General features: G+C 35.1%; 25 protein-coding genes, 1 tRNA gene and 5 pseudogenes. 7 read left to right on the top strand and 24 right to left on the bottom strand.

The annotated features are described in order from the left end of the window. Positions 1-28: 28 nt before the first annotated feature. A pseudogene (locus tag ACICQD_RS01855) lies at positions 29-139 on the top strand (ankyrin repeat domain-containing protein); the annotation flags it as partial. A gap of 91 nt (positions 140-230) precedes the next feature. Here ACICQD_RS01855 and ACICQD_RS01850 read toward each other — a convergent pair. From ACICQD_RS01850 to ACICQD_RS01825, 6 genes are all read right to left on the bottom strand, one after another. Next, positions 231-650 (bottom strand): YqaA family protein, encoded by a 420-nt coding sequence (locus tag ACICQD_RS01850; RefSeq protein WP_077188498.1) that lies wholly within the window; start codon positions 648-650, stop codon positions 231-233. A 6-nt stretch (positions 651-656) separates the two neighbouring features. After that, positions 657-2,030, bottom strand: a complete 1,374-nt coding sequence (gene cysS, locus ACICQD_RS01845) for a cysteine--tRNA ligase (protein WP_264373889.1) — start codon at positions 2,028-2,030, stop codon at positions 657-659. After that, entirely contained in the window at positions 2,023-2,679 is a 657-nt protein-coding gene (locus tag ACICQD_RS01840; RefSeq protein ID WP_010962396.1) for an exopolysaccharide biosynthesis protein, read from the bottom strand. The genes cysS and ACICQD_RS01840 overlap by 8 nt, the downstream gene beginning before the upstream one ends. Before the next feature lie 90 nt (positions 2,680-2,769). Further along, entirely contained in the window at positions 2,770-3,426 is a 657-nt protein-coding gene (locus ACICQD_RS01835; RefSeq protein WP_010962397.1) for an exopolysaccharide biosynthesis protein, read from the bottom strand. Positions 3,427-3,592: 166 nt separating this feature from the next. After that, positions 3,593-3,760: a twin-arginine translocase TatA/TatE family subunit gene (locus tag ACICQD_RS01830; RefSeq protein ID WP_006013840.1), complete on the bottom strand. Its 168-nt coding sequence runs from the start codon at positions 3,758-3,760 to the stop codon at positions 3,593-3,595. 128 nt (positions 3,761-3,888) lie between these two features. Beyond that, positions 3,889-4,662: an ABC transporter ATP-binding protein gene (locus ACICQD_RS01825; protein ID WP_006280146.1), complete on the bottom strand. Its 774-nt coding sequence runs from the start codon at positions 4,660-4,662 to the stop codon at positions 3,889-3,891. Positions 4,663-4,809: 147 nt separating this feature from the next. On the opposite strand from ACICQD_RS01825, the gene ACICQD_RS01820 reads away from it, so the two are divergent. Further along, positions 4,810-4,886, top strand: a tRNA-Arg gene (locus ACICQD_RS01820). 101 nt (positions 4,887-4,987) lie between these two features. Here ACICQD_RS01820 and ACICQD_RS01815 read toward each other — a convergent pair. Beyond that, a pseudogene (locus tag ACICQD_RS01815) lies at positions 4,988-5,176 on the bottom strand (helix-hairpin-helix domain-containing protein); the annotation flags it as partial. A gap of 11 nt (positions 5,177-5,187) precedes the next feature. Then, positions 5,188-5,349 (bottom strand): annotated as a pseudogene (locus tag ACICQD_RS01810) (transposase); the annotation flags it as partial. 64 nt (positions 5,350-5,413) lie between these two features. On the opposite strand from ACICQD_RS01810, the gene ACICQD_RS01805 reads away from it, so the two are divergent. Then, a protein-coding gene (locus ACICQD_RS01805) for an IS5 family transposase (protein WP_395461446.1) occupies positions 5,414-6,240 on the top strand; the annotation gives its coding sequence in 2 pieces (ribosomal slippage) (positions 5,414-5,801 and positions 5,801-6,240; 828 coding nt in all). On the opposite strand, the gene ACICQD_RS01800 is transcribed toward ACICQD_RS01805, so the two are convergent. Together ACICQD_RS01800 and ACICQD_RS01795 are read right to left on the bottom strand one after the other, a co-directional pair. Then, positions 6,233-6,550 (bottom strand): transposase, encoded by a 318-nt coding sequence (locus ACICQD_RS01800; RefSeq protein WP_395461812.1) that lies wholly within the window; start codon positions 6,548-6,550, stop codon positions 6,233-6,235. The genes ACICQD_RS01805 and ACICQD_RS01800 overlap by 8 nt on opposite strands. 52 nt (positions 6,551-6,602) lie before the next feature. After that, on the bottom strand, positions 6,603-6,899 hold the full coding sequence (locus tag ACICQD_RS01795) for an IS630 transposase-related protein (protein WP_395461508.1): 297 nt from the start codon (positions 6,897-6,899) through the stop codon (positions 6,603-6,605). Between ACICQD_RS01795 and ACICQD_RS01790 the strand changes: the two genes are divergently transcribed. Further along, positions 6,874-7,640, top strand: a protein-coding gene (locus tag ACICQD_RS01790) for an IS5 family transposase (protein WP_395461506.1) whose coding sequence is annotated in 2 segments (ribosomal slippage) — positions 6,874-7,201 and positions 7,201-7,640 — 768 coding nt in all. Because the reading frame shifts where the segments join, the coding sequence is not laid out codon by codon here. The genes ACICQD_RS01795 and ACICQD_RS01790 overlap by 26 nt on opposite strands. Here ACICQD_RS01790 and ACICQD_RS01785 read toward each other — a convergent pair. Then, entirely contained in the window at positions 7,637-7,804 is a 168-nt protein-coding gene (locus tag ACICQD_RS01785) for an IS630 transposase-related protein (RefSeq protein WP_395461507.1), read from the bottom strand. The genes ACICQD_RS01790 and ACICQD_RS01785 overlap by 4 nt on opposite strands. 48 nt (positions 7,805-7,852) lie before the next feature. Next, positions 7,853-9,037 (bottom strand): annotated as a pseudogene (gene uvrC, locus ACICQD_RS01780) (excinuclease ABC subunit UvrC); the annotation flags it as partial. Between the two features lie 64 nt (positions 9,038-9,101). Between uvrC and ACICQD_RS01775 the strand changes: the two are divergent. Next, positions 9,102-9,868 (top strand): IS5 family transposase gene (locus ACICQD_RS01775; protein ID WP_395461506.1). Its coding sequence is split into 2 segments (ribosomal slippage): positions 9,102-9,429 and positions 9,429-9,868, totalling 768 coding nucleotides; the frame shifts between segments, so codons are not numbered across the junction. 2 nt (positions 9,869-9,870) lie between these two features. On the opposite strand, the pseudogene ACICQD_RS01770 reads toward ACICQD_RS01775, so the two are convergent. The 11 genes and pseudogenes from ACICQD_RS01770 to def form a co-directional block, all read right to left on the bottom strand. Beyond that, positions 9,871-10,338: pseudogene (locus tag ACICQD_RS01770) on the bottom strand (GIY-YIG nuclease family protein); the annotation flags it as partial. Next, entirely contained in the window at positions 10,322-12,439 is a 2,118-nt protein-coding gene (gene glyS, locus ACICQD_RS01765; protein WP_264374139.1) for a glycine--tRNA ligase subunit beta, read from the bottom strand. The pseudogene ACICQD_RS01770 and the gene glyS, both read right to left, overlap by 17 nt. 3 nt (positions 12,440-12,442) lie before the next feature. Continuing rightward, positions 12,443-13,282, bottom strand: coding sequence for a glycine--tRNA ligase subunit alpha (locus ACICQD_RS01760; RefSeq protein ID WP_395461505.1), 840 nt, complete (start codon positions 13,280-13,282; stop codon positions 12,443-12,445). Between the two features lie 44 nt (positions 13,283-13,326). After that, positions 13,327-14,085, bottom strand: coding sequence for a phosphatidylglycerophosphatase (locus ACICQD_RS01755; RefSeq protein WP_395461504.1), 759 nt, complete (start codon positions 14,083-14,085; stop codon positions 13,327-13,329). Positions 14,086-14,231: 146 nt separating this feature from the next. Then, positions 14,232-15,227: a porphobilinogen synthase gene (gene hemB, locus ACICQD_RS01750; protein ID WP_395461503.1), complete on the bottom strand. Its 996-nt coding sequence runs from the start codon at positions 15,225-15,227 to the stop codon at positions 14,232-14,234. After that, positions 15,220-16,245, bottom strand: a complete 1,026-nt coding sequence (nuoH, locus tag ACICQD_RS01745) for an NADH-quinone oxidoreductase subunit NuoH (protein WP_395461502.1) — start codon at positions 16,243-16,245, stop codon at positions 15,220-15,222. The genes hemB and nuoH overlap by 8 nt, the downstream gene beginning before the upstream one ends. Further along, positions 16,229-16,849 carry a hypothetical protein gene (locus ACICQD_RS01740; protein ID WP_264373895.1) on the bottom strand — a complete coding sequence of 207 codons (621 nt, stop codon included), beginning with the start codon at positions 16,847-16,849 and terminating at the stop codon, positions 16,229-16,231. Before ACICQD_RS01740 ends, nuoH begins: the two co-directional genes overlap by 17 nt. Then, positions 16,833-18,902, bottom strand: a complete 2,070-nt coding sequence (gene nuoG / locus ACICQD_RS01735; RefSeq protein WP_395461501.1) for an NADH-quinone oxidoreductase subunit NuoG — start codon at positions 18,900-18,902, stop codon at positions 16,833-16,835. Before nuoG ends, ACICQD_RS01740 begins: the two co-directional genes overlap by 17 nt. Then, positions 18,887-19,099: a hypothetical protein gene (locus tag ACICQD_RS01730; protein ID WP_006279675.1), complete on the bottom strand. Its 213-nt coding sequence runs from the start codon at positions 19,097-19,099 to the stop codon at positions 18,887-18,889. Before ACICQD_RS01730 ends, nuoG begins: the two co-directional genes overlap by 16 nt. A 918-nt stretch (positions 19,100-20,017) precedes the next feature. Next, on the bottom strand, positions 20,018-20,839 hold the full coding sequence (locus ACICQD_RS01725; protein ID WP_395461500.1) for a uracil-DNA glycosylase family protein: 822 nt from the start codon (positions 20,837-20,839) through the stop codon (positions 20,018-20,020). Next, complete coding sequence (gene def, locus ACICQD_RS01720; RefSeq protein WP_006279678.1) at positions 20,829-21,368, bottom strand: peptide deformylase; 540 nt, start codon at positions 21,366-21,368, stop codon at positions 20,829-20,831. Before def ends, ACICQD_RS01725 begins: the two co-directional genes overlap by 11 nt. Before the next feature lie 138 nt (positions 21,369-21,506). Between def and ftsA the strand changes: the two genes are divergently transcribed. Continuing rightward, entirely contained in the window at positions 21,507-22,745 is a 1,239-nt protein-coding gene (gene ftsA, locus ACICQD_RS01715) for a cell division protein FtsA (RefSeq protein WP_264373898.1), read from the top strand. Between the two features lie 132 nt (positions 22,746-22,877). Continuing rightward, positions 22,878-23,660 (top strand): type I methionyl aminopeptidase, encoded by a 783-nt coding sequence (gene map / locus ACICQD_RS01710; protein ID WP_095742848.1) that lies wholly within the window; start codon positions 22,878-22,880, stop codon positions 23,658-23,660. Between the two features lie 27 nt (positions 23,661-23,687). Here the strand turns inward: map and ACICQD_RS01705 are convergent, their stop codons facing one another. Continuing rightward, positions 23,688-24,935, bottom strand: a complete 1,248-nt coding sequence (locus ACICQD_RS01705; RefSeq protein WP_341811511.1) for an MFS transporter — start codon at positions 24,933-24,935, stop codon at positions 23,688-23,690. Positions 24,936-25,089 lie beyond the last annotated feature (154 nt).

The raw sequence follows: 25,089 nt of genomic DNA, 5'->3' as shown, positions 1-25,089 counted from the left end.
TTCCGGACAACCTCTAAAACGCAAAGCAGATGTTAATGCTAAGAATAATAGGGGAATGACAGCATTACATTATGCCACTGATTTTGATCATAGGGATCTTGTGGAATGGCTTTTAGCTCATGGTGCATCCATCCTGTGACTACTGAAATTTTGCATTTAATTTATAGCTCCGCTTCTATCAGGGCATAGGATGACAGAAGTGGGCTTTAATGGCTGTAGTACTATAGCTGTTATACTCCAAAAGTAAGTATTAGATATAATAAATAGAAGAAATTAGATAGAATGATTAAAGGGGCAAGGATATAAAGGTTTAACTTAAAATAACCTGATAAAATTTGAATCACACTTCCAAGTGCTGGCACCCATGAAAGTAATGCAACTGCACAAATCAGTAGATTTCTTACGATTTTTGGTGTTTTATGCTCGTTCTCTAGTTTGTGGTATGATTTTCGTATAGAGATTGTTATTCTACCTAAGTACCAGTTAACTATTCCACCAAGGCTTGATCCTAGTACTCCAAAAAATAACATAAGTAGTGGAGTGTGATACGACCTGAAATAAAGCATGGTATTGAACACAAAACCTTGATGTATGGGTAAGACTAATGATGATACTAGACTATCTGTGAATAACAGAAAGTAATTTTCCATATGAGTTTACCAGGTTGTTGTACCATCTTCATTGTCAGAAATTGTAATCCCCATTTGTTTCAACTGATTTCTTATTTTGTCTGCAGTATCGTAATTTTTATTTTTTTTTGCAATTTTTCTTAAGTCTATCAACCTTTCTATTTCTTGATGATTTACATCCACAGCAAACCACTTTTCATAACTTGACTCAAGAAGACCAATAAATCTGGCACTTTTAACAAAACTCTCAGTTAATTTAAGCTTCTCATTTTCATTACTCGTTTTATTAATTTTTGTAGCCATTTCATGTAATATAGCTAGAGCTTCAGGAATGTTTAAGTCGTTTTTTAAAGCGTCTATAAAATCTTTAGAAATCTCTGCGTTACTTTCATCAATATTCGTTATATCTAAACCACGTAATAACCGATAAAATTTGTTTAAGGTTTCCTGTGCATCAGAAATAACGTTTTCTGTCCAATCAAGTGGTTTTCTGTAGTGAGTTTTGAGCAGTGCATAGCGTATTACTTCACCCTTTATTCCACTATCTAGCAAATCTCTTACTTTGACTATATTAAATAAGGACTTGCTCATTTTTTCTTCATTTACTGTAAGAAAGCCGTTATGTATCCAGTATTTTGCAAACATTGATCCAGCAAATGCAGACTTACTCTGTGCAATTTCATTTTCATGGTGAGGAAATTGTAAATCTATGCCGCCACCATGAATATCAAAATCTTTGCCAAGGTAAGCATATGACATTGCTGAGCATTCTATATGCCATCCAGGCCTGCCCTCTCCCCATGGGCTATCCCAATAACTTGAAAGTTTGTAGTCAATATCACTTGCAGGCTTCCACAGCACAAAATCTCCCGGGTGCTTTTTATTTTCATTAACTTCAACTCTGCTACCTGGAACCAATTCATCAGTTTTTTTTCCTGATAAAGCACCATATTCATGGTAAGATTCTATATTAAAATACACGTGTTTGTCAGATTCATAAGCGTGGCCTGATTGCAGCAAATGTTCAATTAATTTTATAATATAATCTACGTTTTCCGTTGCTTTTGGTTCGTATGTTGGTTTTTTACAATTTATGCTTTCCATATCATCATGAAAAGCTTTAATGTAATATGTGGTTATACTTTCTATGTTGCTATTTTTTTCACTTGCTGCATTAATTATCTTATCATCAATGTCGGTTATGTTACGCACATAGGTAACTTTGCCATAACAAAACTTAAGTAGCTGAAATAACACATCATACACAACAACAGACCGTGCATTGCCTATATGTGCTGTGTCATATACTGTTGGTCCGCAAACATACATTTTCACATGATCTTTATCGATAGGTGTAAAAAGCTCCTTTTTTTTTGTTAAGGTGTTGTAAAGCCTAACCATATACGAAGCTTTTGAGAAAAGAAAATGCCCCAATGATAAGTTGTGGCCCTTTGACTACTACAACAAGAGTAAGCAATAGCCCACACAATGATATTAAAACTCCCAATATGGATAGAAACCCATCTTTACTCATAATGCCAAGCGAAATAAGAGTCGTACCAATTGCAGGAATGAAGTTAGTAAGAGGCAATGGAAGAGCTATCGATAATGCAGAAAGCAACATTACAAAAGCTAAAATCTTTTCACCGGGCCCATAGAAAATAAAAGACATTCTTGGTTTCATGAACTTTTCTATTTTTTTTAATGCTGGAGAAGTTTTCTCTACCACAAAAGCTAGTGTTGAACGCTGAAAAGACCTTCTTTCCAACCAATGCGGCATCCAAGGAGAATCAAATCCAAATAGAAGCTGCAGTGAGAATAAGATTAAAGGTATAGAAAGAATAGTTGTATAACCAGGTGGAACCGGTATAGGCACCGATAGCGGCAAGGAGAAGATGATTATTAAAATACCAAAACCACGCTCATGCAAAGCTGTTTTAATGTCAAACAAAGTTACTTTATCGCTATCATTGTTATTGGTATCTGCAACTTCTTTTAGAATATCAGAAGCTAATTTATCACTTTTAGTCAACTTATCATTTTTTGACACGAAAAACCTTTGATAAAAATAATTCTTAACACAATTATTGTTTTATTTCAATATGCATTATTCATTTTGCGCTAGTAATTCGTTCTTTTGTTAAAGTGTTGTAAAGCTTTTAAGAAGAGAAAGTGCTCCGGTTATAAGTTGTGGTCCTTTGACTATTACAACAAGAGTAAGCAACAACGCGCACAATGATACTAAAACTCCCAATATGGATAGAAACCCGTCTTTACTCATAATGCTAAGTGAAATAAGAGTTGTGCCAATTGCAGGAAGGAAGTGAGTAAAAGGTAATGGAAGAGCTATTATTATTGCACAAAGCAACATCATAAAAGCCAGAATCTTCTCACCAGGCCCATAGAAAATGAAAGACAGTCTTGGCTTCATGAATTTTTCTATTTTTTCTAATACAGGGGAAGTTTTCTCTACCACAAGAGCTAGTGTTGAACGCTGAAAAGATCTTCTTTCTAGCCAACTGGGCATCCAAGGAGAATCAAATCCAAATAGAAGCTGCAGTGAGAATAAGATTAAAGGTATAGAAAGAATAGTTGTATAACCAGGTGGAACCGGTATAGGCACCGATAGCGGCAAGGAGAAGATGATTATTAAAATACCAAAACCGCGCTCATGCAAAGCTGTTTTAATGTCAAACAAAGTTACTTTATTGCTATCATTGTTATTGGTATCTGCAACCTCTTTTAGAATATCAGAAGCTAGTTTTTTATCTTTAGTTAGTTTCTCACTTTTTTGCACAATTATCCTTTAATAAAATATTCCTCTTAAGCTAACATAGTTGTTGCTGTATTTCAATATTTGTTATTTATTTCATACCAACACTTCATCTCTTTCATTCTTTAACCTGACTAAGTTTTTAAACAGATGACATGCACTAAGGTGCATGTCACGAAGTATGAGGACGCTAACGATCTGGTTCATTAGACGATAATTTTTCTGAGTCCTTAAGCTCCTGTTTAAGGTTTTTGATGCCTTTTCCTAAATCACCCATAACTTGCGGTAATCTGCCTGCACCAAACAGAACTAAAATTATTATTAAGACTAGAAACAATTGCCATGGTCCTAAACTCATTTTCACCTCCATTTAAAATATTGACCTTTAAATATTAAAACTTGACTGAAGTCAAGTAACACATAGATTATATCACCTTTATTTAATTATAAATCAAGGTTTTTTAATTATTTTATAACAATCCCAAACTAGATTATTTTCTTGCAGCGAATAAGTGGAAACTTTTCGCTTAACTGTAGAGTAGAAGAGAGCTCACTAAAAAACTTTGCTAGCGTATCATCTTTAGGCTTATGGTATATATCGCTAGAAACTCCTGATTGAATAATTTTACCATTTTTCATTACGTAGATAAAATCTGCAACTTTCAATGCTTCTTGCGGGTCATGAGTTACCATTAGCACAGGGATATTTTTACTTCTAAAAAGGGACAATATATGTTGTCTTATTCGGCACTTGAGCAGTATATCTAAATTAGAAAATGGTTCATCTAACAACACAACATCAGGGTTTTGTGCCATCACTCTTGCTATTGCAACTAATTGTTGCTGTCCTCCAGATAAGGCGTTAGGGTACATATTTTCATATTTTTCTATATTGAGTAACTTCAAGATTTCCAATGCAATTAGGTGCTTTTCTCTCTTGGAAGAGCTGCGGATAGCAAAGGTTATATTTTCTACTACTGTTTTATGAGGAAATAATGCAGAATGCTGAAAAATCAATCCGATATTTCTATGCTCTATAGCGACTGATGCCTTATTACTTGCAACTAACCTATCATTTATAAAAATAGTTCCAGATTTTGGATTTTCTATCCCCGCAATTAATTTCAAAATTGTTGACTTGCCACAGCCAGAATGCCCCAATAAACATGCAACATTTCCTTTCTTTACTTTAATGTTTATATTGCTTAAAGCAAAGTCGTTTTGATTGTTATAGAAATAACCAATATTGTTAACTAGCATTAATCTTACTTAAACCATGTTATTAAATATAATAGCATTATACTCAAGAAGTACAGAAATGTTTTTTGTCGTCATAAATTGGTTATGCAAGAAATCTAGAAAAGAAAGGATTTTTTGCTATAACTTTACATGAATGGTAGGAAATACGGGACTATAGCTCAGCAGGATAGAGCGTTGGACTCCTAATCTGAAGGTCGTGCGTTCGAATCGCACTAGTCCCACCACATTGCTTCACAAATTTTATGGAGATTTTTTTTCACAAATACGCACACCTTTTTTTGCGGTTTTAAGATATAAATTCCCTAATAATAAAACGGGTTTTGTGTCATTCCAGTACTCCTCTCTTATAATTTACGTGTTTAAGAATAACTTCTGCTAAACCTTTACTAATTCCAGGTATGTTTTGAATTTCAGCCAGAGAAGCTTTGCTTATATTTTTCACTGAACCAAAATAAGACATCAACGCTTTTTTTCTTTTGTTGCCAATGCCGGGTATTTTGCTTAATTGTGAAACTATAGTATTTTCTAAAATGAATGATAAATTTCCATTATGGTATTACCAACCAAAAGTTGTAAGTCTGTATATTTATGCATTAAAGGTCTGAGGCGGCTTTTGATGGTATTCCAACAATGCTCTATAGGGTTCAAATCTGGTGAATATGTTGGCAGATAGAGCAAACGGCATCTAGCATTAGACTTCTTTCGAAACTAGGATAAAGCAGTAAAAATAGTAATTTTGAGGTAAGGAGAAATGAAGTATGAAATAGTGAAAGAGCTCGATAAAGGGGAGTTTCGTCGACTAACAGGAGTAAAGAGATCAACATTTAACAAAATGGTAGGGATTTTATGTGAAGAAAATAAAAAAAAGAAAGCCAAAGGAGGAAGGAAAAATAAGCTAAACGAGGAGAATATGCTGCTCATGGTATTAGAATACTTACGAGAATACCGTACATATTTTCACATAAGTCAAAGTTATGGAGTAAGTGAAAGTACGGCATATAAAACTGTAAAATGGGTAGAGGATACTCTAATACAACACCAAGATTTCGCATTGCCAGGACGAAAAGAACTCCTAAAAAGCGACGTGAAATATGAGATTTTGGTGATTGATGCAACGGAAACACCTGTAGAGAGACCAAAAAAAAGCAGAAAAGATTTTATTCAGGAAAGAAGAAAAAACATACGCTAAAAACACAAATAATTGCAGAAAAGAAGAGCAAGAAAATTATTTGTACGTCATTTTCAAACGGGAGAAAGCATGACTTTCGGCTTTTCAAGGAGTCAAAAGTGCATGTATCAGAAGGTATAAAAGTTTTAGCCGATGCTGGCTATAGAGGTTTTCAGAAAATTCACAAAAATGTCGAGTTGCCACACAGAAGGATGAAAAAGAGTCCCTTAATTAAGGAAAAAAAGGTAGAAAATCGGGAGCTAGCAAGCAAAAGAGTAGTAGTTGAGAATGTAATTGGTCTGTTAAAAAGATTCAAAATTATTGCAGACAGATACCGCAATCGGAGAAAACGTTTTGGCTTGAGATTCAATTTAATAGCAGGAATTCACAATTTTGAGCTGTCTATATGAGTTTCGAAAGAGGTCTATTATCTATTAACTCCTTTGTTTTGGGAGTTTTATGGAATGTGGCATTGTCCATAACTATTGTAGTACCATGTGGCAATTTAGGTAATAACATCTTCTCTAACCATGTATTGAATACCTCTTTGTCACACCCACCTTTGAAAGTCATTGGTGCAATAAATCTCTTTCCAATCCACCCGCCTATTATACTGATTCTCTCTCGTTTTCTTCCTGGAATATCTGCATAAATTTTCTTTCCTATTGGAGCACGTCCATACTCTCGGTATAACCTATTATCAACTCCTGCTTCATCTATATATAAGATGCTGGAATGGTCTATTTTTGAGATTTTATCGGTAAATCGCTGCCTATCTTCTTGATTGCGCTCTTGATATAGTGTAACTTTTTTTTAAAGTAATTCTTAGCTGTTTCAGCCTATACCAAATTGAATTTATTCCAAATCCAAGATTTTGTTTCATCTCTGCCAGCGTATGATCTGGATTCTTTTTAACATATTCTTCGAGTATTTTTGGGTCTATTTTTCGAATAAAGCTGCCGTTTTTCGATGGCCTTAGAGCCTGTCTTGAAAAGAAATGAGAAAGAGGATATGATGAGATAAGTAAAAAATAGTAGGTAAAAATGTATCCAAGTGATATAAGTGACAAAGAATGGGAAATTTTGGAGCCAAGTGTTGCACAAGGTGCAATAGGACGGCCAAGAAAGCACAATATTAGAACAATTATTAATGCAATAAGATACATAATGAAAGGTGGTTGCCAGTGGAGAATGCTGCCAAAAGATTTTCCGCCATGGAAAACGGTGTATGATTATTTTCTCAGGTGGCGTAATAGTGGCAAATTGGAAGAAATACACGATATGTTAGTAAAAAAGGTAAGAAAAATGGTTGGCAAAAATGAAATACCTTCGGTAGGAATAATTGATAGTCAATCAGTGAAAACCACTCAAAAAGGGGATCCAGAGGATATGATGCTGGCAAGAAAATAAAGGGTAGAAAACGTCACATCATTGTGGATACAATAGGCCTAATTATTACAGCTGATGTTCATAGTGCAGGCATTCAAGATCGTGATGGTGCTCTAAATCTTTTTACTCAAGCTAAACGAAAAGCTCCAACGCTACAAAGGTTTCTCGCTGATCAGGGATATATTGGTAAATTGCAAAATTACTGTTTATTGAAAACAGGATGTTTATTGACGATTACTAAAAAAGCAGCTGATGCTGTAGGATTTCAAGTTATTCCTAAACGGTGGATTGTTGAAAGAACTTTTGCTTGGCTTTCCAATTTTAGACGTATGAGCAAGGATTATGAGCATTCTCCTCTTACTTCAAAAACTAATATCTCCTTTAATATGATTACTATTATGCTTGCTAAATTAGCTGCTTAGTTCCTTTCAAGACAGGTTCTTAGGCTTTCACCAGCGGCTTTCTTTCTTAACCAGCGGTACAGAGTTGCTATTCCTATCTCCAAAAGCTCTGCCACCTCAACCTTTGACTTCCCTTTTTCTATCATCGATACTGCCCTTTCCCTTAAATCCACACTATACGCCATTATAACTCAAATAGCTTATTATACCTTTATCATTTACTTTGGGAAGTACTATATAAACTGTTTATCGCGTTTTTTTCTATGTGAAGTTATCGCAAAACGGTGGGCTTCATTACGCAGCGATTGTAAGTAAAGCATGACTTTGCTGTCATTTGCCAGACTGAATTCTTCCCTGCCCAGCATATAAAATCTTTCATTTCCTGCGTTACGATCAGGACCTTTTGCCATACAAGCAAAAGGAACGTTTATATTCAATACTTCCAGTACATTCTGTACTATGGAAACATGTCCTGGTCCACCATCAATCAGTAAAAAATCAGGTATTATGCCTTTTATATTGCCGGAGAAACGTCTGGTTAGCACTTCCCTCATCATTTTATAGTCATCGCCTGAAAATTTTTCCTTTATAGTAAATTTTCTGTACTCACTTTTTAAAAAACCCTCCTGCCCTGCAACAACCATTACACCAATTTGTTGGTTTCCAAATATATGGCTATTGTCATAAACCTCAATACGCTTTGGAATATTTGGTAACAAGAAGATTTTGCTAAGCTCCTCAAGCTTTTCTAGGTTATTTCTATAATCGATAAGCTTCTGCTCTAAGCTATGCTGAGAGTTATCATAAACAAATTTCAATAAATCACGCTCTTTTTTATTCTTTGCATGCAGAACTTTTACTGGCTTTTGAGCAACCTTATATAGTGCTTGTTCTATAATTTCCTTATCCACAATAGAATCTGGAACGTAAATTTGTATTGGAGGTATGTTAGCTGAATTATAAAAATTGACCAAAAAGGTGGATAAAATTTCATCATTTGAGTGATCACCACAGTTCTCGGCAAAGTAAGGAGTGCTGCCGTAGTTGTCTTTATTTCTGAACGATAACACACTAATACATGCTAGATCCTCTTCACGTACAATACTGAAGAAATCTGCATCTTTTTCAAAAGAAAAATCCGTGTGCTGTATTTGAATTTGCTCAAGAAACTTTACCCGATCTCTATATATAGCAGCAAGCTCATAGTTTTCTTCACTGCTGCACTTTCTCATTGTGAAAAGTAACTGTTCTTTCACTTCCTTATTTCTTCCAAGCAATGTATTTCGTGCCTGTTTTACTGATTGGCAGTAGTCGTCTTTTGTGATTTTGTTTATGCATGGTGCTGAGCAGCGCTTAATTTGATATTCAATACATGGTCTTTTTGTTGAGGAAAAGTATTGATCTGAACATACTCTTAGAGCCTGTCTTGAAAAGAAATGAGAAAGAGGATATGATGAGATAAGTAAAAAATAGTAGGTAAAAATGTATCCAAGTGATATAAGTGACAAAGAATGGGAAATTTTGGAGCCAAGTGTTGCACAAGGTGCAATAGGACGGCCAAGAAAGCACAATATTAGAACAATTATTAATGCAATAAGATACATAATGAAAGGTGGTTGCCAGTGGAGAATGCTGCCAAAAGATTTTCCGCCATGGAAAACGGTGTATGATTATTTTCTCAGGTGGCGTAATAGTGGCAAATTGGAAGAAATACACGATATGTTAGTAAAAAAGGTAAGAAAAATGGTTGGCAAAAATGAAATACCTTCGGTAGGAATAATTGATAGTCAATCAGTGAAAACCACTCAAAAAGGGGATCCAGAGGATATGATGCTGGCAAGAAAATAAAGGGTAGAAAACGTCACATCATTGTGGATACAATAGGCCTAATTATTACAGCTGATGTTCATAGTGCAGGCATTCAAGATCGTGATGGTGCTCTAAATCTTTTTACTCAAGCTAAACGAAAAGCTCCAACGCTACAAAGGTTTCTCGCTGATCAGGGATATATTGGTAAATTGCAAAATTACTGTTTATTGAAAACAGGATGTTTATTGACGATTACTAAAAAAGCAGCTGATGCTGTAGGATTTCAAGTTATTCCTAAACGGTGGATTGTTGAAAGAACTTTTGCTTGGCTTTCCAATTTTAGACGTATGAGCAAGGATTATGAGCATTCTCCTCTTACTTCAAAAACTAATATCTCCTTTAATATGATTACTATTATGCTTGCTAAATTAGCTGCTTAGTTCCTTTCAAGACAGGTTCTTAGGAGAAAAGCTTTTTGCAATGACAATATAGTTTGCTTAACAGCAGCGGCAGATGTAAAGGGACCATAATAATGAAACTCATTTTTCTTAAATTTGCCTCTATATTTTGCTATTCTTGGATAATCGTGCTTGGAAATTGTTATATAAGGATAAAATTTTCCATCCTTGAGCACAATATTATAAAGTGGTTTCAATGATTTTATTAGCTGTGCTTCAAGAAGCAGTGCTTCGATTTCATTCTCAGTGATGAATATTTCAACCTTAATAACCTGTAAGAGCATAACTCTAATTCGTTCAGAAAGGTTTTCGAATTGAAGGTAGTCGGATAACCTTGACTTTAAGTTTTTTGCTTTTCCAACATATAAAACTTTATTCTTATCTCCAACCATCTTATACACGCCACAGGATTGTGGAGATGATTTGATTTGTTCTTTATATTGCCTGAGCATTTATCCATTGTTTAACCTGTATGAGGTTAAAATCTGCTACTAAATGAAAGATGGAAACTACATTTTCAAGCAAAGATAATCTGTTTCTTCTCAGCTTATCAGAATCACAGTTAATCTTTATACTGTCCATAAACTGATTGATAAACGGAGCAAAACCAGCAAGTTCATCAAGTGCTACATTAAAGTGGTTATTTTTTATCGCTTGTTTTATGTTTTTACAAGCAGTTATAGCACAATTTGATAGCGCAATTTCTTCACTTTCAATCAAAAACCTCTTACCGTAAGATGCACTATAAGTAGTGCCATCACTTTTCCTTGCTTTGCTCATCATGTTACTGACTCTTTTGTAAGTGCTTAGAATTTGTTCACCTTCTGGAGTACTAAGATAACGATCCAATATAACAGTTTGCTTTTCTGCTGTCAGCAGATCATTAATATCGATTTTATATAGTATTGAATCTACAACATCTTGCCTTATATCTCTATTTTTTAAAATAACCTTGAATCTTTCTAAGCAAAATCTAAATACTAGTTCTGAAATTTGTTTTCTATTCGGCTTATCAACTGACGCTGTATTTTTATTAAATAGAAGCCTTGAATATAAAGATACTGACTTGTCTATCATTAGCCTAATTGGAACATGCAAATTATTTTCAAGTATTGTCCTAATTATACCAATTGTCATTCTCCGCAAACCAAATTGATCATACGAACCAGAGATTTTCTCACCTGCTGCAATTAAACCAACTAAGCTATCCACTTTGTCTGCAATTGACACAGCAATTGCAGAAGGAGATTTAGGACACTCCTGCTCTGGCCCGATTGGCTTATAATGCTCAGTTATAGCTTCCACTATTTCTCTATCTTCTTGAAAATAAGAAGCATAATATCCACCCATTACTCCTTGTAATTCTGGAAACTCTCTTACTATCGATGTTGCCAAATCAGCTTTTGCCAAATATGCAGCACGTTCAACTTTTATCAGCGAAGCATGTGGAATAAATATAGCTATATACTTTGACAAAGCCGTAATACGCTTCACCTTTTCCCCCACGCTGCCAAGTGAAGCATGAAATAATATTGAACCTAATCTTTTGACATAATAATCTAGATTTTCCTTTTTATCTTGAGATATTAAAAATTGGGCATCAGCAAGACGTGCTTCTAATATTCTTTCGTGTCCTTTAACAACTTCACCATTGTTGACGTTGACAACAGTGACAAAGTGTGAAATTCTCTTTCCATTACTTAAAGCAAGGTATTTTTGTTGTGTATTAACTATACTAAGTATTACTTCCTTCGGTAATCCAAATGACTTTTCTTGATTCACTTCACCAAACAGTACGATTGGCCACTCTATAAGCCCTGTCAATTCATTTAGTAAATAATCATTTTTCTCAAGTTGTAAATTCTGCTCTTTTGTGAATTTATTAATCTGATCTAGTATAAATTGCTTTCTTTTGTCCATTTGGAGAATTACACTGTTTTTTTCTAGCAATTCAAAATAGTCTTTAGGTGTTTTAACAGTAAGCGCCGTACCACTTGAGAGAAATCGATGGCCATATGTTGTGTTAGATGCTGTAATCCCTGCAAAAGATACAGGTATTATTTCATCATTTAAAATGCATAAAATGTTTTTAATTGGCCTAACCCACCTTTCTTTTCCTTTGCCCCATCTCATACTTTTTGGCCAAGAGAAATTTTTTAATATTTCTCCTAGTTGATTTTTAAGAAACTCTTGAATGTTAAATGAGCAGCTTTCTCTTTTAATGAAGTAAAAATCCTCATTATTTACTTTTCGAACGAGCAAATCTTCTTCATTTTTCTGATATTTTCTTAAAAAACCTTCGATAGCACTTTTTGGTGCGTTAATGTTTGGTCCCTTAACTTCGTTATTGGAATCCTTTAGCTCCAAAGCATTTATGTTGTCAACAAATAGAGTAATGCGACGTGCCGTTACAAAAACCTCCATTGATGTAAATTTTACATTATTTTTGTTAAAAACATTGGCAATACAGCTCTTAACTTGAGTTGCAGCTACATTCTGCATTCTCGGTGGTATTTCTTCTGAAAGGCACTCAAATAACAACTGCAACGACATATGCTATTTACTCATGTACAATTCGCAACATTTTTTTGTCAGCTCTCTAACTCTACCAATATAAGCTGTACGTTCATTCACACCAAGCACACCTCTTGCATCAAGCAGATTAAGTAGGTGACTAGTTTTAATACATTGGTCATAAGCTGCCATTGGTAGCTCCTTTTCAATAAGGAACTTACACAATTTTTCCGTATCTTCGAATTGCTGCTGTACCACTTTAGTATCATAATAATCTAATGCTAGATAAGAAAATTCATATTCTCTTTGTTTAAAAATATCTCCGTAAGTTACACCGTTATCGTTCCAAATTATATCGTAAACATTATCTACACCTTGTATGCACATTGCTAAACGTTCCAACCCATATGCCGCCTCACCAGGAATCATCTTGCAGTCAATCCCTCCAACTTGCTGTATATAAGTAAGCTGTGTTACTTCCATTCCATTGCATGTAACTTCCCATCCAAGTCCTGATGCACCAACACTTGGGTTTTCCCAATCATCTTCAACAAACTTAATATCATATTTTTCTGTAGATATGCCAAGAACTTTTAAGCTATCTAAATAGACGTCTTGTAAATTATTACCAGATGGCTTTATTATAACTTGATATTGGTGATGTTGATACAAACGATTAGGATTATCACTATAGCGCCCATCTGCTGGCCTAATTACTGGTTGTAGATATGCAATTTTTGCCGGTTTTGTATCAATTGCAGACATAATTGTTGCAGGATGTAATGTGCCAGCACCAACTTCAGATGTGTATGGGTGAAGTATAACACATCCTTCACTAGCCCAAAAATCTTGTAACTCTTTTATTATACTTTGTAAGTTCACACAAATTGCACACTTTTTATACTAAATATATAAATAAATAAGTACTATTCAATACCTATTTTTTTAACAGTATCATGTAAATAATCACCTAAGACTGCTGAACTTTCTCTCACATACTGAATTATGCTTTTATTTAGGACAATTGCATCATGCATAGTTAAATCGCAGAATATAAATGCTGTTAAATACAGTAAAATCACCGCATAAAATGTGTGAAAAATCCCCTCAAATGTAATTGACATTGCATTATTATAGCTGAGCTGTATTGAACTTATTGGCCATGGTTTTATCACTTCTACGACATTAAAAAATACGTAAGGTATCATAAGAAAAAAGAAAAAGTGCATAAAATCATTAAACCAAAATGGGCATTGAAACATCTGCTTACATATACTCCCATAGAGTTTACTTACAGCATAATAAATCGACATCATTGCCGGCATTGAAAGTGCTACAGTCAGTACTTGCCCTGACGCTATTTGTATTACTATTTCTTCACCACTGTTTGCTGAAGGGTCTTGAGCATGAAAAATAAATATTCCAATTAATTGCATTACTAACATAACTATTGCCAATTTTGTAAAAACAGCAGCTACAACTATTCCTGAGTATGGCATTTTATATAGTAAGTATTCGCCTCCATATGTAAGAATTAATATAACATCGACAATGAATAATATTAAAAAAGAAGACCAATAGTTCTGCCAACTTGGTAAATATCCTATTCCTAAAAGAGAGCTTACTGTTTTAGCAGGAAAAACCTTGCCTAGCATCTTCCCCAAAAATTTAAAAAAAATCCCCATGTTCTAAGTAACACTTGGTTTATATTATTTATAATACTGTATTGTAATAGACTTATCAATAGCTTAAAACATGTATTGGAAGATTTTAGGTAATATGCAGCAACAGTAGAAGAACGTGCGCCAAAAATTTAATAATTTTATAGGGCTTATGCACTTAAATTTTTTGCAATATCAAGTGCAGCGTAAGTGAATATTGCACTTGCACCCGCACGTTTGAAACCAATCAAAGACTCATAAATCACCTTGTCATAATCTAGCCAGCTATTATTTGCAGCAGCTTTTATCATTGCGTACTCACCGCTTACTTGGTAAGCAAAAATCGGAAAATTAAACTTATCACTTGCTGTTTTGATAATATCCAAATATGGCATACCCGGTTTAACCATAATAAAATCTGCACCTTCATTTATATCCATTTCAATTTCGCACATTGCTTCGCGCGCATTTTTATAATCCATTTGATAACCACTTTTGTCTATAGAATGTGATAGCCCACATGAACCAACGACTTGCCTGAATGGAGCATAGAAGCTAGAGCAGTATTTCACTGCATAAGATAATATTAATACGTCTTGAAAGTTGTTATCATCTAATGATTTTCTGATTCTTCCTATTCTACCATCCATCATATCAGAAGGAGCAACTATATCACATCCTGCTTTCGCTAAAGCAAACGCTTGCTTACACAGCACTGATATAGTTTCATCGTTTTCTACATCCATCTGATTATCTTTTAAAATGCCGTCATGGCCGTGAATAGTGTATGGATCCAATGCAACGTCTGCAATAATACCAATTTCAGGTACCTTTAATTTTACAGCACAAATTGCTCTGCAGATTAAGTTGTCAGAATTATATGCTTCCTCAGCGTTTTCAGATTTTAGTTTACTATCAACTACAGGAAAAATTGCAACAGCATTAATCCCTAAATCTTTAGCTTCCTTAACTATAGACACTAATCCATCTATTGAATAACACTTTACGCCTGGTAAGCCAGAAATTGGTTCAGTTGTTTCTTCTCTGTCATGAACAAACAGAGGAAGAACCAGATCATTTACTGATAAACTATTTTCACTTGTTAAATTGCGAACCCATTTGCTCGAGCGCCTGCGTCTTAATCTTGTATTTGGGAAATTAAACATTGGATCCAGGCAAATTCCCAGTAAAGAGCAACACCCCTGAAATGAGTATCACCCAAAGCACCGATATTGGTAGAAATACTTTCCAACCAAGGCGCATTAGCTGATCATATCGATAACGAGGTATTGTTGCTCTAATCCAAATAAATATAAACAAAAGTATAACTATTTTCAAAATGAACCAAATTAAACCTGGAATTTTGTAAAGTAAACTGAACTCCAGCGGCGGATACCATCCTCCTAGAAAGAATATCGTCATCATAGCACTTGCTAGAATCATATTTGCATATTCTCCAAGAAAAAAGAGGGCAAAAGGCATGGATGAATATTCAACGTTATATCCAGAGACAAGCTCTGCTTCAGCTTCTGGTAAATCAAATGGGTGACGATTAGTTTCTGCAAGCAAAGAAATAAAAAATATTATTCCTATAGGCATTAGTAGCAAATCAACCCAAAATGGCATATTGTGTTTCGCTACCACCATCTCTCCAAGATTTAATGTTCCAGTGGTAATAACGACTGCAGCAACTATTAAGCCTATTGAAACTTCATATGAAATCATCTGAGCAGCCGACCGTATAGCGCCAAGGAATGCATAATTGGAGTTGCTTGACCAGCCTGCAATAATCACGCCGTATACTCCCAGCGACGATATAGCTAGCACGTAAAGCACTCCAACATTAATATTTGCTATAACCTTAGGAATAACTACTTGCTGGCCATTTTCTACAATTACTTCAGCACCAAACGGTATAACTGCCCAGGCAATTAATGCCAAGATAAAGGTAAGCATTGGAGCCATAATGAACAGTATGGTGCTCGCTCTAAATGGTATTATCGGCTCTTTAATCAGTAGTTTAATAGCATCTGCAAATGGCTGCAATAGCCCAAAAGGTCCAACTACACTTGGGCCGTGCCTCAGTTGAATTGCAGCAATAACTTTACGTTCAAAGTACACCAAATATGCTACTGAAAGCAAAAGTGGAATGAGAAGAAAAATAATTTTAAATATTAAAGGCATACAACTCTAAACCAAAAAAGTAATTCATAATCGCCAAAATGAAGAATATAGCAAGCGCAGTAGATAAAGCAGATGATGTTATTAGAGTAAGAGCAGCAACCATATTCCGCAACCTACCATTTTCCGATTTAGCGTAGTAGCGCGATACGTACCAACTGAACAATATAAATGACATAATAATAACAATTATAATTATTGATAATCTAGAACTATCATACACCCCGCGTGAAACTATACCAGCTGTAGCACCACATACAGCTGCCACAATAATTTGCCTAAAAAGGTTAAACATATTCCATGAACTAGTATCTTTAATTTTAACATCATCACCTAATATGAATGAAAGTAAAAAAATCATGATTATTATTAACGGAAAATAACTCCATCCATCTTTAATAACTCCAGGAAATATACCACCTGCCAATATCAGTACATGAACAAATAATGTTACAATATCAGCGCGCAATTGTAGCAACGTATAAGGCTTACATTCTAAAATTGGATCCTTGTTCATTATTACTAAATTGGCTTTATGCTCAAAGTAAACCAAGACTGGCAGTAAAAAAGGCGTTAAAATAAATAAAACATTAACTAGCGTTATCATAAAAAGCCTTAGTACAATCTGCCATTATTTTTGAAGCGCGACTTATTGAATCCGTCATATAAAAATTACACTCCTTTAAAGTAAAAGGTGTATTACTTAAATTTATTTTACCATTGCTAATTGGCACCCATGTGTTTTTTATCACTTGATCAGCATTTCTAAACTGTGGACCGATAGTATCTAATTTTTTTCTCACGTCAAATAAACTATCATATGGTAAGGAGAGATCCAAATATTGCGAGAGATTTTTAATAATTAACCAGTCCTCCTTTGCTTCACCTGGAGGAAATACAGCTAAATTTGTTCTTTGCACTCGACCTTCAGTGTTTACATAAGTTGCATATTTTTCTGTATATGCAGCACCAGGCAAGATAACATCTGCCACATGTGCACCCTTATCACCGTGATGACCTTGATAAATTACAAATGTGTTTTCTAACTTTGATGTGTCAATTTCATCTGCACCAAGAAGATAAACCACTTCTATTTCACCACTTTCTGCATGTTCCAATATTTGATTAATATCCCTTTCGCCTTTTTTAGGAACAAACCCAATATCTAGCCCACCAACTCTTGCTGCAGCTTTATGCAGCACATTAAAGCCATTCCAGTCATCTCTGACCATGTTAAATTTTTCTGCAATTTTGCCAACTAGAATTAGAATTGATTCAGAATCATCTCTTATTAATGCATCTTGACCAATGATCAGCATAGGGTTTTGAGCAGCCACCAGCAGCTCACAGAATTTATGACTTCCATTTGCTATTTCACTCAAAATATCAGGATTATCGCCCAATTTCTCGACATAATATAAATATTCAATGTTAGGACCAACACTTGCAATAGGAAAGTTGCCCTGTAAATATCTCTTTCTCAATCTTACGTTAATGATCGGTGCTTCTATCCTTGGATTTGTATTTATAAGCAGGCATAAATCTGCATTTTCTATACCTTCAATAGTGGTATTGAACACATACGATCCACGATTACTTGGTATAAGCTTTGCACCATCTTGCCTGCAGTCTATATTCCCCGAGCCAAGCTTCTGCATCACTTCTTTGAGTAGAAGCATAGACTCACAATCTGCTAAATCACCTGCAATTGCAGCTATTTTATTTGATTTTGTATTCTTTAATTTCTTTGCAGCAACAGTTAATGCTTCATTCCAATCAACTGGGGCTAATTTACCATCTTTTTTTACATAAGGTCGATCAAGACGCTGAACTTTTAGTCCATCATAGGCAAAGCGGGTTTTATCTGATATCCATTCTTCATTTACCTCTTCGCTCAGCCTTGGTAATATTCGCATAACTTCCAGGCCACGATAATCAACTCTAATGCTACTTCCCACAGCATCTAGCACATCTATAGTCTCACAATGTGATAGCTCCCATGGACGCGCTGTAAAGGAGTAAGGCTTTGAAGTTAAAGCCCCTACCGGGCAGAGATCTATGATATTTCCAGATAATTCAGAACTAATATGCCTTTTTATGTAAGTGCTAATCTCTACATTTTCTCCCCTTCCGATTCCTCCAAGTTCATTTGTACCTGCAACATCGGACAAAAATCTAACACACCGAGTGCAATGAATGCATCGATTCATCGCGGTCTCAATCAGTGGTCCGAAGTGTTTTTTTGGCACAGCCCTCTTATGCTCATCAAGTCTGCTGGTTCCTTTCCCATAAGCCATCGTGATATCTTGCAAATCGCATTCACCACCCTGATCGCAAATTGGGCAATCAAGCGGGTGGTTAATTAGCAAAAACTCAAGCACACCTTCACGTGCTTTTTTAACCTTAGGGGTATCAGTGTGAATAACCATCCCTTCTGCAACTGGTATTGCACAAGAGGCTACTGGTTTTGGAGGTCCACCCTCCACTTCAACCAAACACATTCTGCAATTACCAGCAATTGCTAAACGCTCATGATAACAAAAACGTGGAATTTCAACGCCCACAACTTCACAAGCTTGAATTATAGTGAGCCCATGCTCTACTTCACATTCCTTAGAATTAATAGTAACTTTAACCACAACTATTATACAGCTTCCCACTTTATAGGATTGCCGCTTACCTCATCTTCAACCAGATTGCCGTTGTCATATTGAGCAGACATATAATTCATGCGCGAATCACGATCTATATATCTAACAGGTTTTACCGGTTTATCTTTATACATTTTTTGCTCAGCTTTCTTACGCTGAGTAGGGTTATTTTTACTAGCTGTCTTTGCTTTCCCACCTGCTGCCATATAAACTCCTAAAAACTTTTCATTCTATTTTAACACTTAAGTATATAGCGTCAATATTTAATAACTTTAAAATTTCAATAGATCTCTTATTATAATCATTTTACAATCATTGTTTAAATAAAAAGTTACCCCTTGATGCCATTCCAGCACATGACGCACAGCTGTACGAACATTGCAATTTGCAGGCAATTTGCGTGGCAGATTCAAGTAGCTGACACTGGTTTCCATCCAAGACAGCAGTAGCCCTTTCGGTGTTATTTCAGTGCTTGACACTGAAATCCAGGTTTTGATTGGATACTGAGTTGGTAAGCATAAAAGTATAGCTAACGCGAGCTCTACGTCATACCGCGATTTATTCGCGGTATCTCAAAGCATAGATCCCGCTAACAAGCAGCGGGATGACGATTGTCGTTTAGCTATAAATATTTAAGAAATTTACCAAATAAAAAAAAAGGCAAAAGAAGCCCTGGGGTTATTATCTGCTTTAAAATATTGGCGTTTTTTATGTTTTAAACGCTTGACAAGCGAAATTCAGCTGCTTTTAATTGCAACTAACCTACGCTGCAAATGTTTAAGAAATTTACTAAGCAGAAAAAAAGACAAAGAATCCCCAAGTTAGCTAGTCTTTTACTATCTCTGTCGAGTATTGGCATTTTTTGATGTCTTGTAACGCTTTATAAGCGCGTTCAGCTTATTTAGATAAAAATCTAGATGTAGATGAAGTCTTGTAAAGACATACAGTATCTATATACTGCAAAAAATTGAACATAAGACGCCGATACATTAAGTAATCCTTACCTTTTAATCTGCAGATTGGCGAAAGCAAATACAGTAGCTTCACTATCATGATAAGAGGGCTGGCGGAGTTTGTCAAGTAAGTTTTTTGTTTCTGCGGGCTACTTTCCGACACCAGTGGTGTTAAGTATTCGTACAGTTATTGGTGTTATCAAGATACTCCCTAATCTTTTTCAAATCCTCCCAGGCTAAACGTTTTTGCATTGGCTGACGCAGTAGGTAAGCTGGATGAAATATAGCGGCTGTGGTGATTGAATTGGACAAATATTGGTTAGTGTACGTATGAAATCTACCACGCAAATTCGATATAGTCTTTGTGCTGTCAAGAAGGCTATAACACGCAATTCCCCCGACCAAAATTAAAATTTGTGGTGAAACTAGTGCAACGTGTTTTTCGACAAATGGTCTGCACATATCAAGCTCTAGGTCGGTTGGCTTTCTATTGCCAGGTGGACGCCAAAATACAGTATTGCTTATGTATACCTTAGTGCGATCAAGATTGATTGCATTTAACATTTTATCGAGCAACATTCCACTTGCACCACAAAATGGTATGCCTTGAAGGTCTTCATTTGCTCCTGGAGCTTCACCAACAAGCATAATTTTTGCATTTGGATTACCATCGGAAAAGACAGTATTAGTTGCAGTTTTTTTTATCTCACAACCTTCAAATGATTCAACTGCACTTCTTAATTCATCCACACTACCACATTTACCTGCAAGTTTCCTTGCTTCAATTATCCAGTCACTTGGAAACATGTCTTTTCCATCTTTAGTGTCATCCCAGCGCGTATCTGCATCTTTCTTCTGGGTCCCAGTTTGGATAACAGAGGGTTGTACACTCTCTTTGCTCTCCAATTTTTTTTCCTCTTCACCCTCCATTAGTGTGCAATCAACGCCCACTTCATGGTAAAATTTTAATAATTCTAGGTCTTTATTGCTCATAATGCTTTTTAACCTTTTGTGCTTTTTTCATGGCCATATCATACTTTAATTTAGATAAATGTCTAATATATAATATGCCGTTTAAGTGATCTAATTCATGCTGAATACACCTTGCAAGCCAACCACTAGCTTTTAGCGTCTGTTCTTCGTTATTTAAGTCTCTGTATTTCACAGTTAAATACTTTGGACGCTTAATTTCATAGCTTTGCTCTGGAATTGAAAGGCACCCTTCCTTGAGAGTCACTTGTTCATCAGATAATTCCGTAATTTCTGGATTAATCATGCAAAATTTGCCAATTGATTCATATCCTGCTGGCTCATTTTCAATTGTTTCTAGCTGAACATCCACAACAAAAATTCTCTTTAACACTCCAACTTGCACTGCAGCAAGGCCAAGACCTTCTGCATCATACATAGTTTCGAACATGTCGTTTACTAATTCTTTAATTTTATCGTTTATATCTGTTACTTCACTGGCACGTGTGATTAGTCTTTCATCAGGGGCAATTACAATTGGTAATATGGACATAAAAATTATAATTCTATGTTTTGCTTTTCCTTTTGTCCAGAATTTAGTGTATATTAAAATGTTGCTATATCTATAATAGAAATATAAATTATTAAAGAAAGCTACAATTTAAATGAAATTGCGTAATAAGGTTAACTAATGTACTCTGCAGTAATAGCAAAACCAAAGAGAAATGTTTTTGCTGTTTTAGACATAGGTACAACAAAAATTATCTGTCTAATCGTTAAGATAAATGGCAACTTCAGCTATAAAGTAACAGGAACGGGTTATAAGATTGCAGAAGGTGTAAACGGTGGATCAATAACTAATGTAAAACACGCAAATTACTCCATCTCATCAACTATAGGTTTAGCTGAACAAGTATCAGAAGAAACCATAGATCAGATATATGTGAACATTGCTGGATGTGGCATCTCATCTTTCAATGTACATAATGAAATTATTGCAGCTAACCATGAGATTTCTGAGCGTGATATAAGACGTGTAGTTTTTCAAACATTTGAGAAATATATTGAAGACAATGTTATCATTCACAATATACCACTAAAATATCACTTAGATGACATGACTGACATAAAAGAAGTTGGTGGATTGTACGGAAAAAGACTATCTGCTGATGTTAATGTTGTCACTGCTTCGCGTCCAGCGCTTACCAATATTGAAAACTGTATTACCAATAATGGTGGATTAAATATGGCAGGTTGTATTGCTTCTGCATATTCTGCAGGTCTTGCCTGTCTGAGTGGAGATGAAAAAGAGCTCGGGACTGCTATTGTTGATATAGGCGGTGGATGCACTGCAATTGGAATTTTCAAAAGAGGGAAACTTGTGTATGCAAGCAGCGTTCCAATTGGTGGTGTTCATATCACTCGAGATATTGCTTACGGGCTATGCACAAGCATAGAACGTGCAGAGTATATAAAAATACTGTATGGTAGCACTATCGTAACTTCAATAGATGAGAACGAATATATTACAGTGCAAAATAGTGAAAATGATGAACCTACTCAAGTATTCAAATCTGAGCTTATTAACATCATAAGACCAAGAGTTGAAGAAATACTTGAAATGGTAAGAGAGCAATTTCAAGAGCAGAAAGATCCAATTAATAAAGTAGTGATCACAGGTGGAACTAGTCAACTCACAAGCATGAAGGAAATTGCAGGCTATATATTCAATAAGCAAGTTCGAATTGGGTGCCCTGAGTCTTGTAGCGGTCTTGATGGCGAATATGATAAAAATCCTGTATTTTCTGCTGCTATAGGCTCTATAAAGCTAATAGTTGACACTTTTTATAAAAATAATTCTGGTATTTTAGGTCAGGATGGTAAAATGAGTAAATTGTATAATTGGGTTAAATCAAAAGTTACAGTCTAGATTTCTGTTTTACCACCTTTCATACAAATGACTTGACACTAGGATCCATAGGACTTATTTTTATAATATGTAAAATTATTATGTTTATGTACTTGCGAGTAAGCGTACCAATTACAATAAGACATGGAAAATATGAACATAACTATACACTCACAAGAAGATTTTGAATTTATGCGCAAGGCTGGCAGGCTTGCTGCTGAAACTCTTGATTTCATTGCACCGTACGTAAAGGTAGGGGTGACAACTAATGAATTAAATGATCTATGCCATGACTTTATAATTAATGCAGGTGCAATTCCAGCACCACTAAACTATAGGGGGTATCCAAAATCAATTTGCACTTCAAAAAATGCCGTTGTGTGCCATGGTGTTCCTGATGATACACCGCTTAAAGATGGGGATATTTTGAATATTGACGTTACGGTGATTTTAAATGGCTGGCATGGTGATACAAGTCGCATGTTTTGGGTTGGCAAGCCATCAATAAAAGCAAAACGTTTATGTGACGCTACTTATAATGCGTTGATGGAAGCAATCAAACAAGTTAAGCCCGGCAATAAGTTAAATGAAATAGGGCTTGCTATAGAGAAATATATTAGAGATTTTGGATATTCTATCGTACGCAGCTACTGCGGACATGGTATAGGAAAAGTCTTTCATGCTCCACCAAATGTAGTGCATTTCTATGATCAAGATGAAGATCTTGTCTTAAAGGAAGGTATGTTTTTTACAATAGAGCCAATGATTAATGCTGGAAAACATGAGACTCTGCTCAGTAAACTCGATGACTGGACAGTAACAACACGCGATCTTTCACTTTCTGCTCAATTTGAGCATACACTTGGAGTAACAAAAGATGGTGCTGAAATATTCACATTATCACCTAAGAATTGGCATTTCCCACCTTATAATTAGATTTTTTTAAATTCTGCTATACTGCAACTATACTTGGTTTACTTTGGGTAATTTTGAAGAAAGCTCACCCTTAATTTGCGATATAGCAACTAGCCCAATTAATGCACAGAAAATCATGTAAAAACTAGCTGAAGTCTCTTGTCCTGTAACCTTGATAATTGTTGTGCATATAAATGGTGCAAGGCCGCCAAAAAATCCAGCAGCTATATTTCTTGATAAACCAAATCCACTGTACCGAACCTTTGTTGGAAATAATTCGCACATAAGTGCACTGACAGGACCAAGCGATGCAGCTATTGGAATTATAAAAAGAATGTGTGCCAGCAAGTAATTGCCACTACATAACATTGAAAAAACTGGATAACTCACTATTACAAAAGCTATAAATGCAAATTTCATAACTTTTTCTCTTCCTACCTTATCAGAAAGTATTGCAAACAATATTGTCAATCCTCCGAGCGCAATTTGACTCAGTATTTCCACTATATGATTAAAATGAGTATTTACTGTTAATATTTTATTCGTAAGCACATTGAAAAATACCAAATATATATAGAGAGACGCATTTTCAACCAAGTCAATACCTATTGATATTAGAACAGGCTTTTTGTAATTGTTTAATAACTCTTTTAGTGGCAATTTAGACGGATTTTTTTGTCTTTTATACTCTGGGCTTTCATCAAGTATATATCTCATATATATGCTAATTAATCCCATTGCTAAACTGAAAATGAAAGGTAATCTCCACCCCCAAGATTCAAAATCAGATACTTTTTTGCATATGAGTACCGCTATCAGGCTTAATACTGAACCAAAAATTGCGCTTAATACTTCAATGCTGCCAAAAAATCCTTTTTTGTTTTTAGGAGCATGTTCTATTAAAAATGGTGCATTTCCTGCTTCTCCTCCAAGGGATATACCCTGCAATAGCCTTAAACAAACTACCAGAATTGATGCTAGTATTCCAATGCTTTGATAACCTGGAACAAAAGCAATTAATACGGTTGATAAAGTCATTAATATAATCGAGAGCAATAAGGCAACTCTTCTGCCATGTTTATCACCAATGTGACCAAATATAGCAGCACCGACTGGTCTCATTAAGAAACCCACTGCAAACACTCCAAAAGCCTTCAATACGCTGGTTAGTTGATCATCCGATGGAAAAAACACACCACCTATTATGTTGATTAAGTGGCCAAAAAGCATGTGGTCATACCACAATAAAGTGTTACAAATCAAACTTGAAAATATTACTTTTGTTATTTGCTGCATAATTTCCCTATAGCCTGTTTGATCTTATATATAAAAAAAAATGTGAACGTTATGTGAATATTATATTAACAATATTAAACCTTAATTTTAATATTATTGCTCATATATTCCGATAAGATACCATATTTTGGCAAGAAAATCTATGTACATAAAT

Origin of the sequence: Wolbachia endosymbiont (group A) of Therophilus tumidulus (assembly GCF_964277345.1) — a bacterium.
Lineage (GTDB): Bacteria > Pseudomonadota > Alphaproteobacteria > Rickettsiales > Anaplasmataceae > Wolbachia > Wolbachia pipientis.
This window is presented reverse-complemented; position numbering and strand designations above follow the sequence as displayed.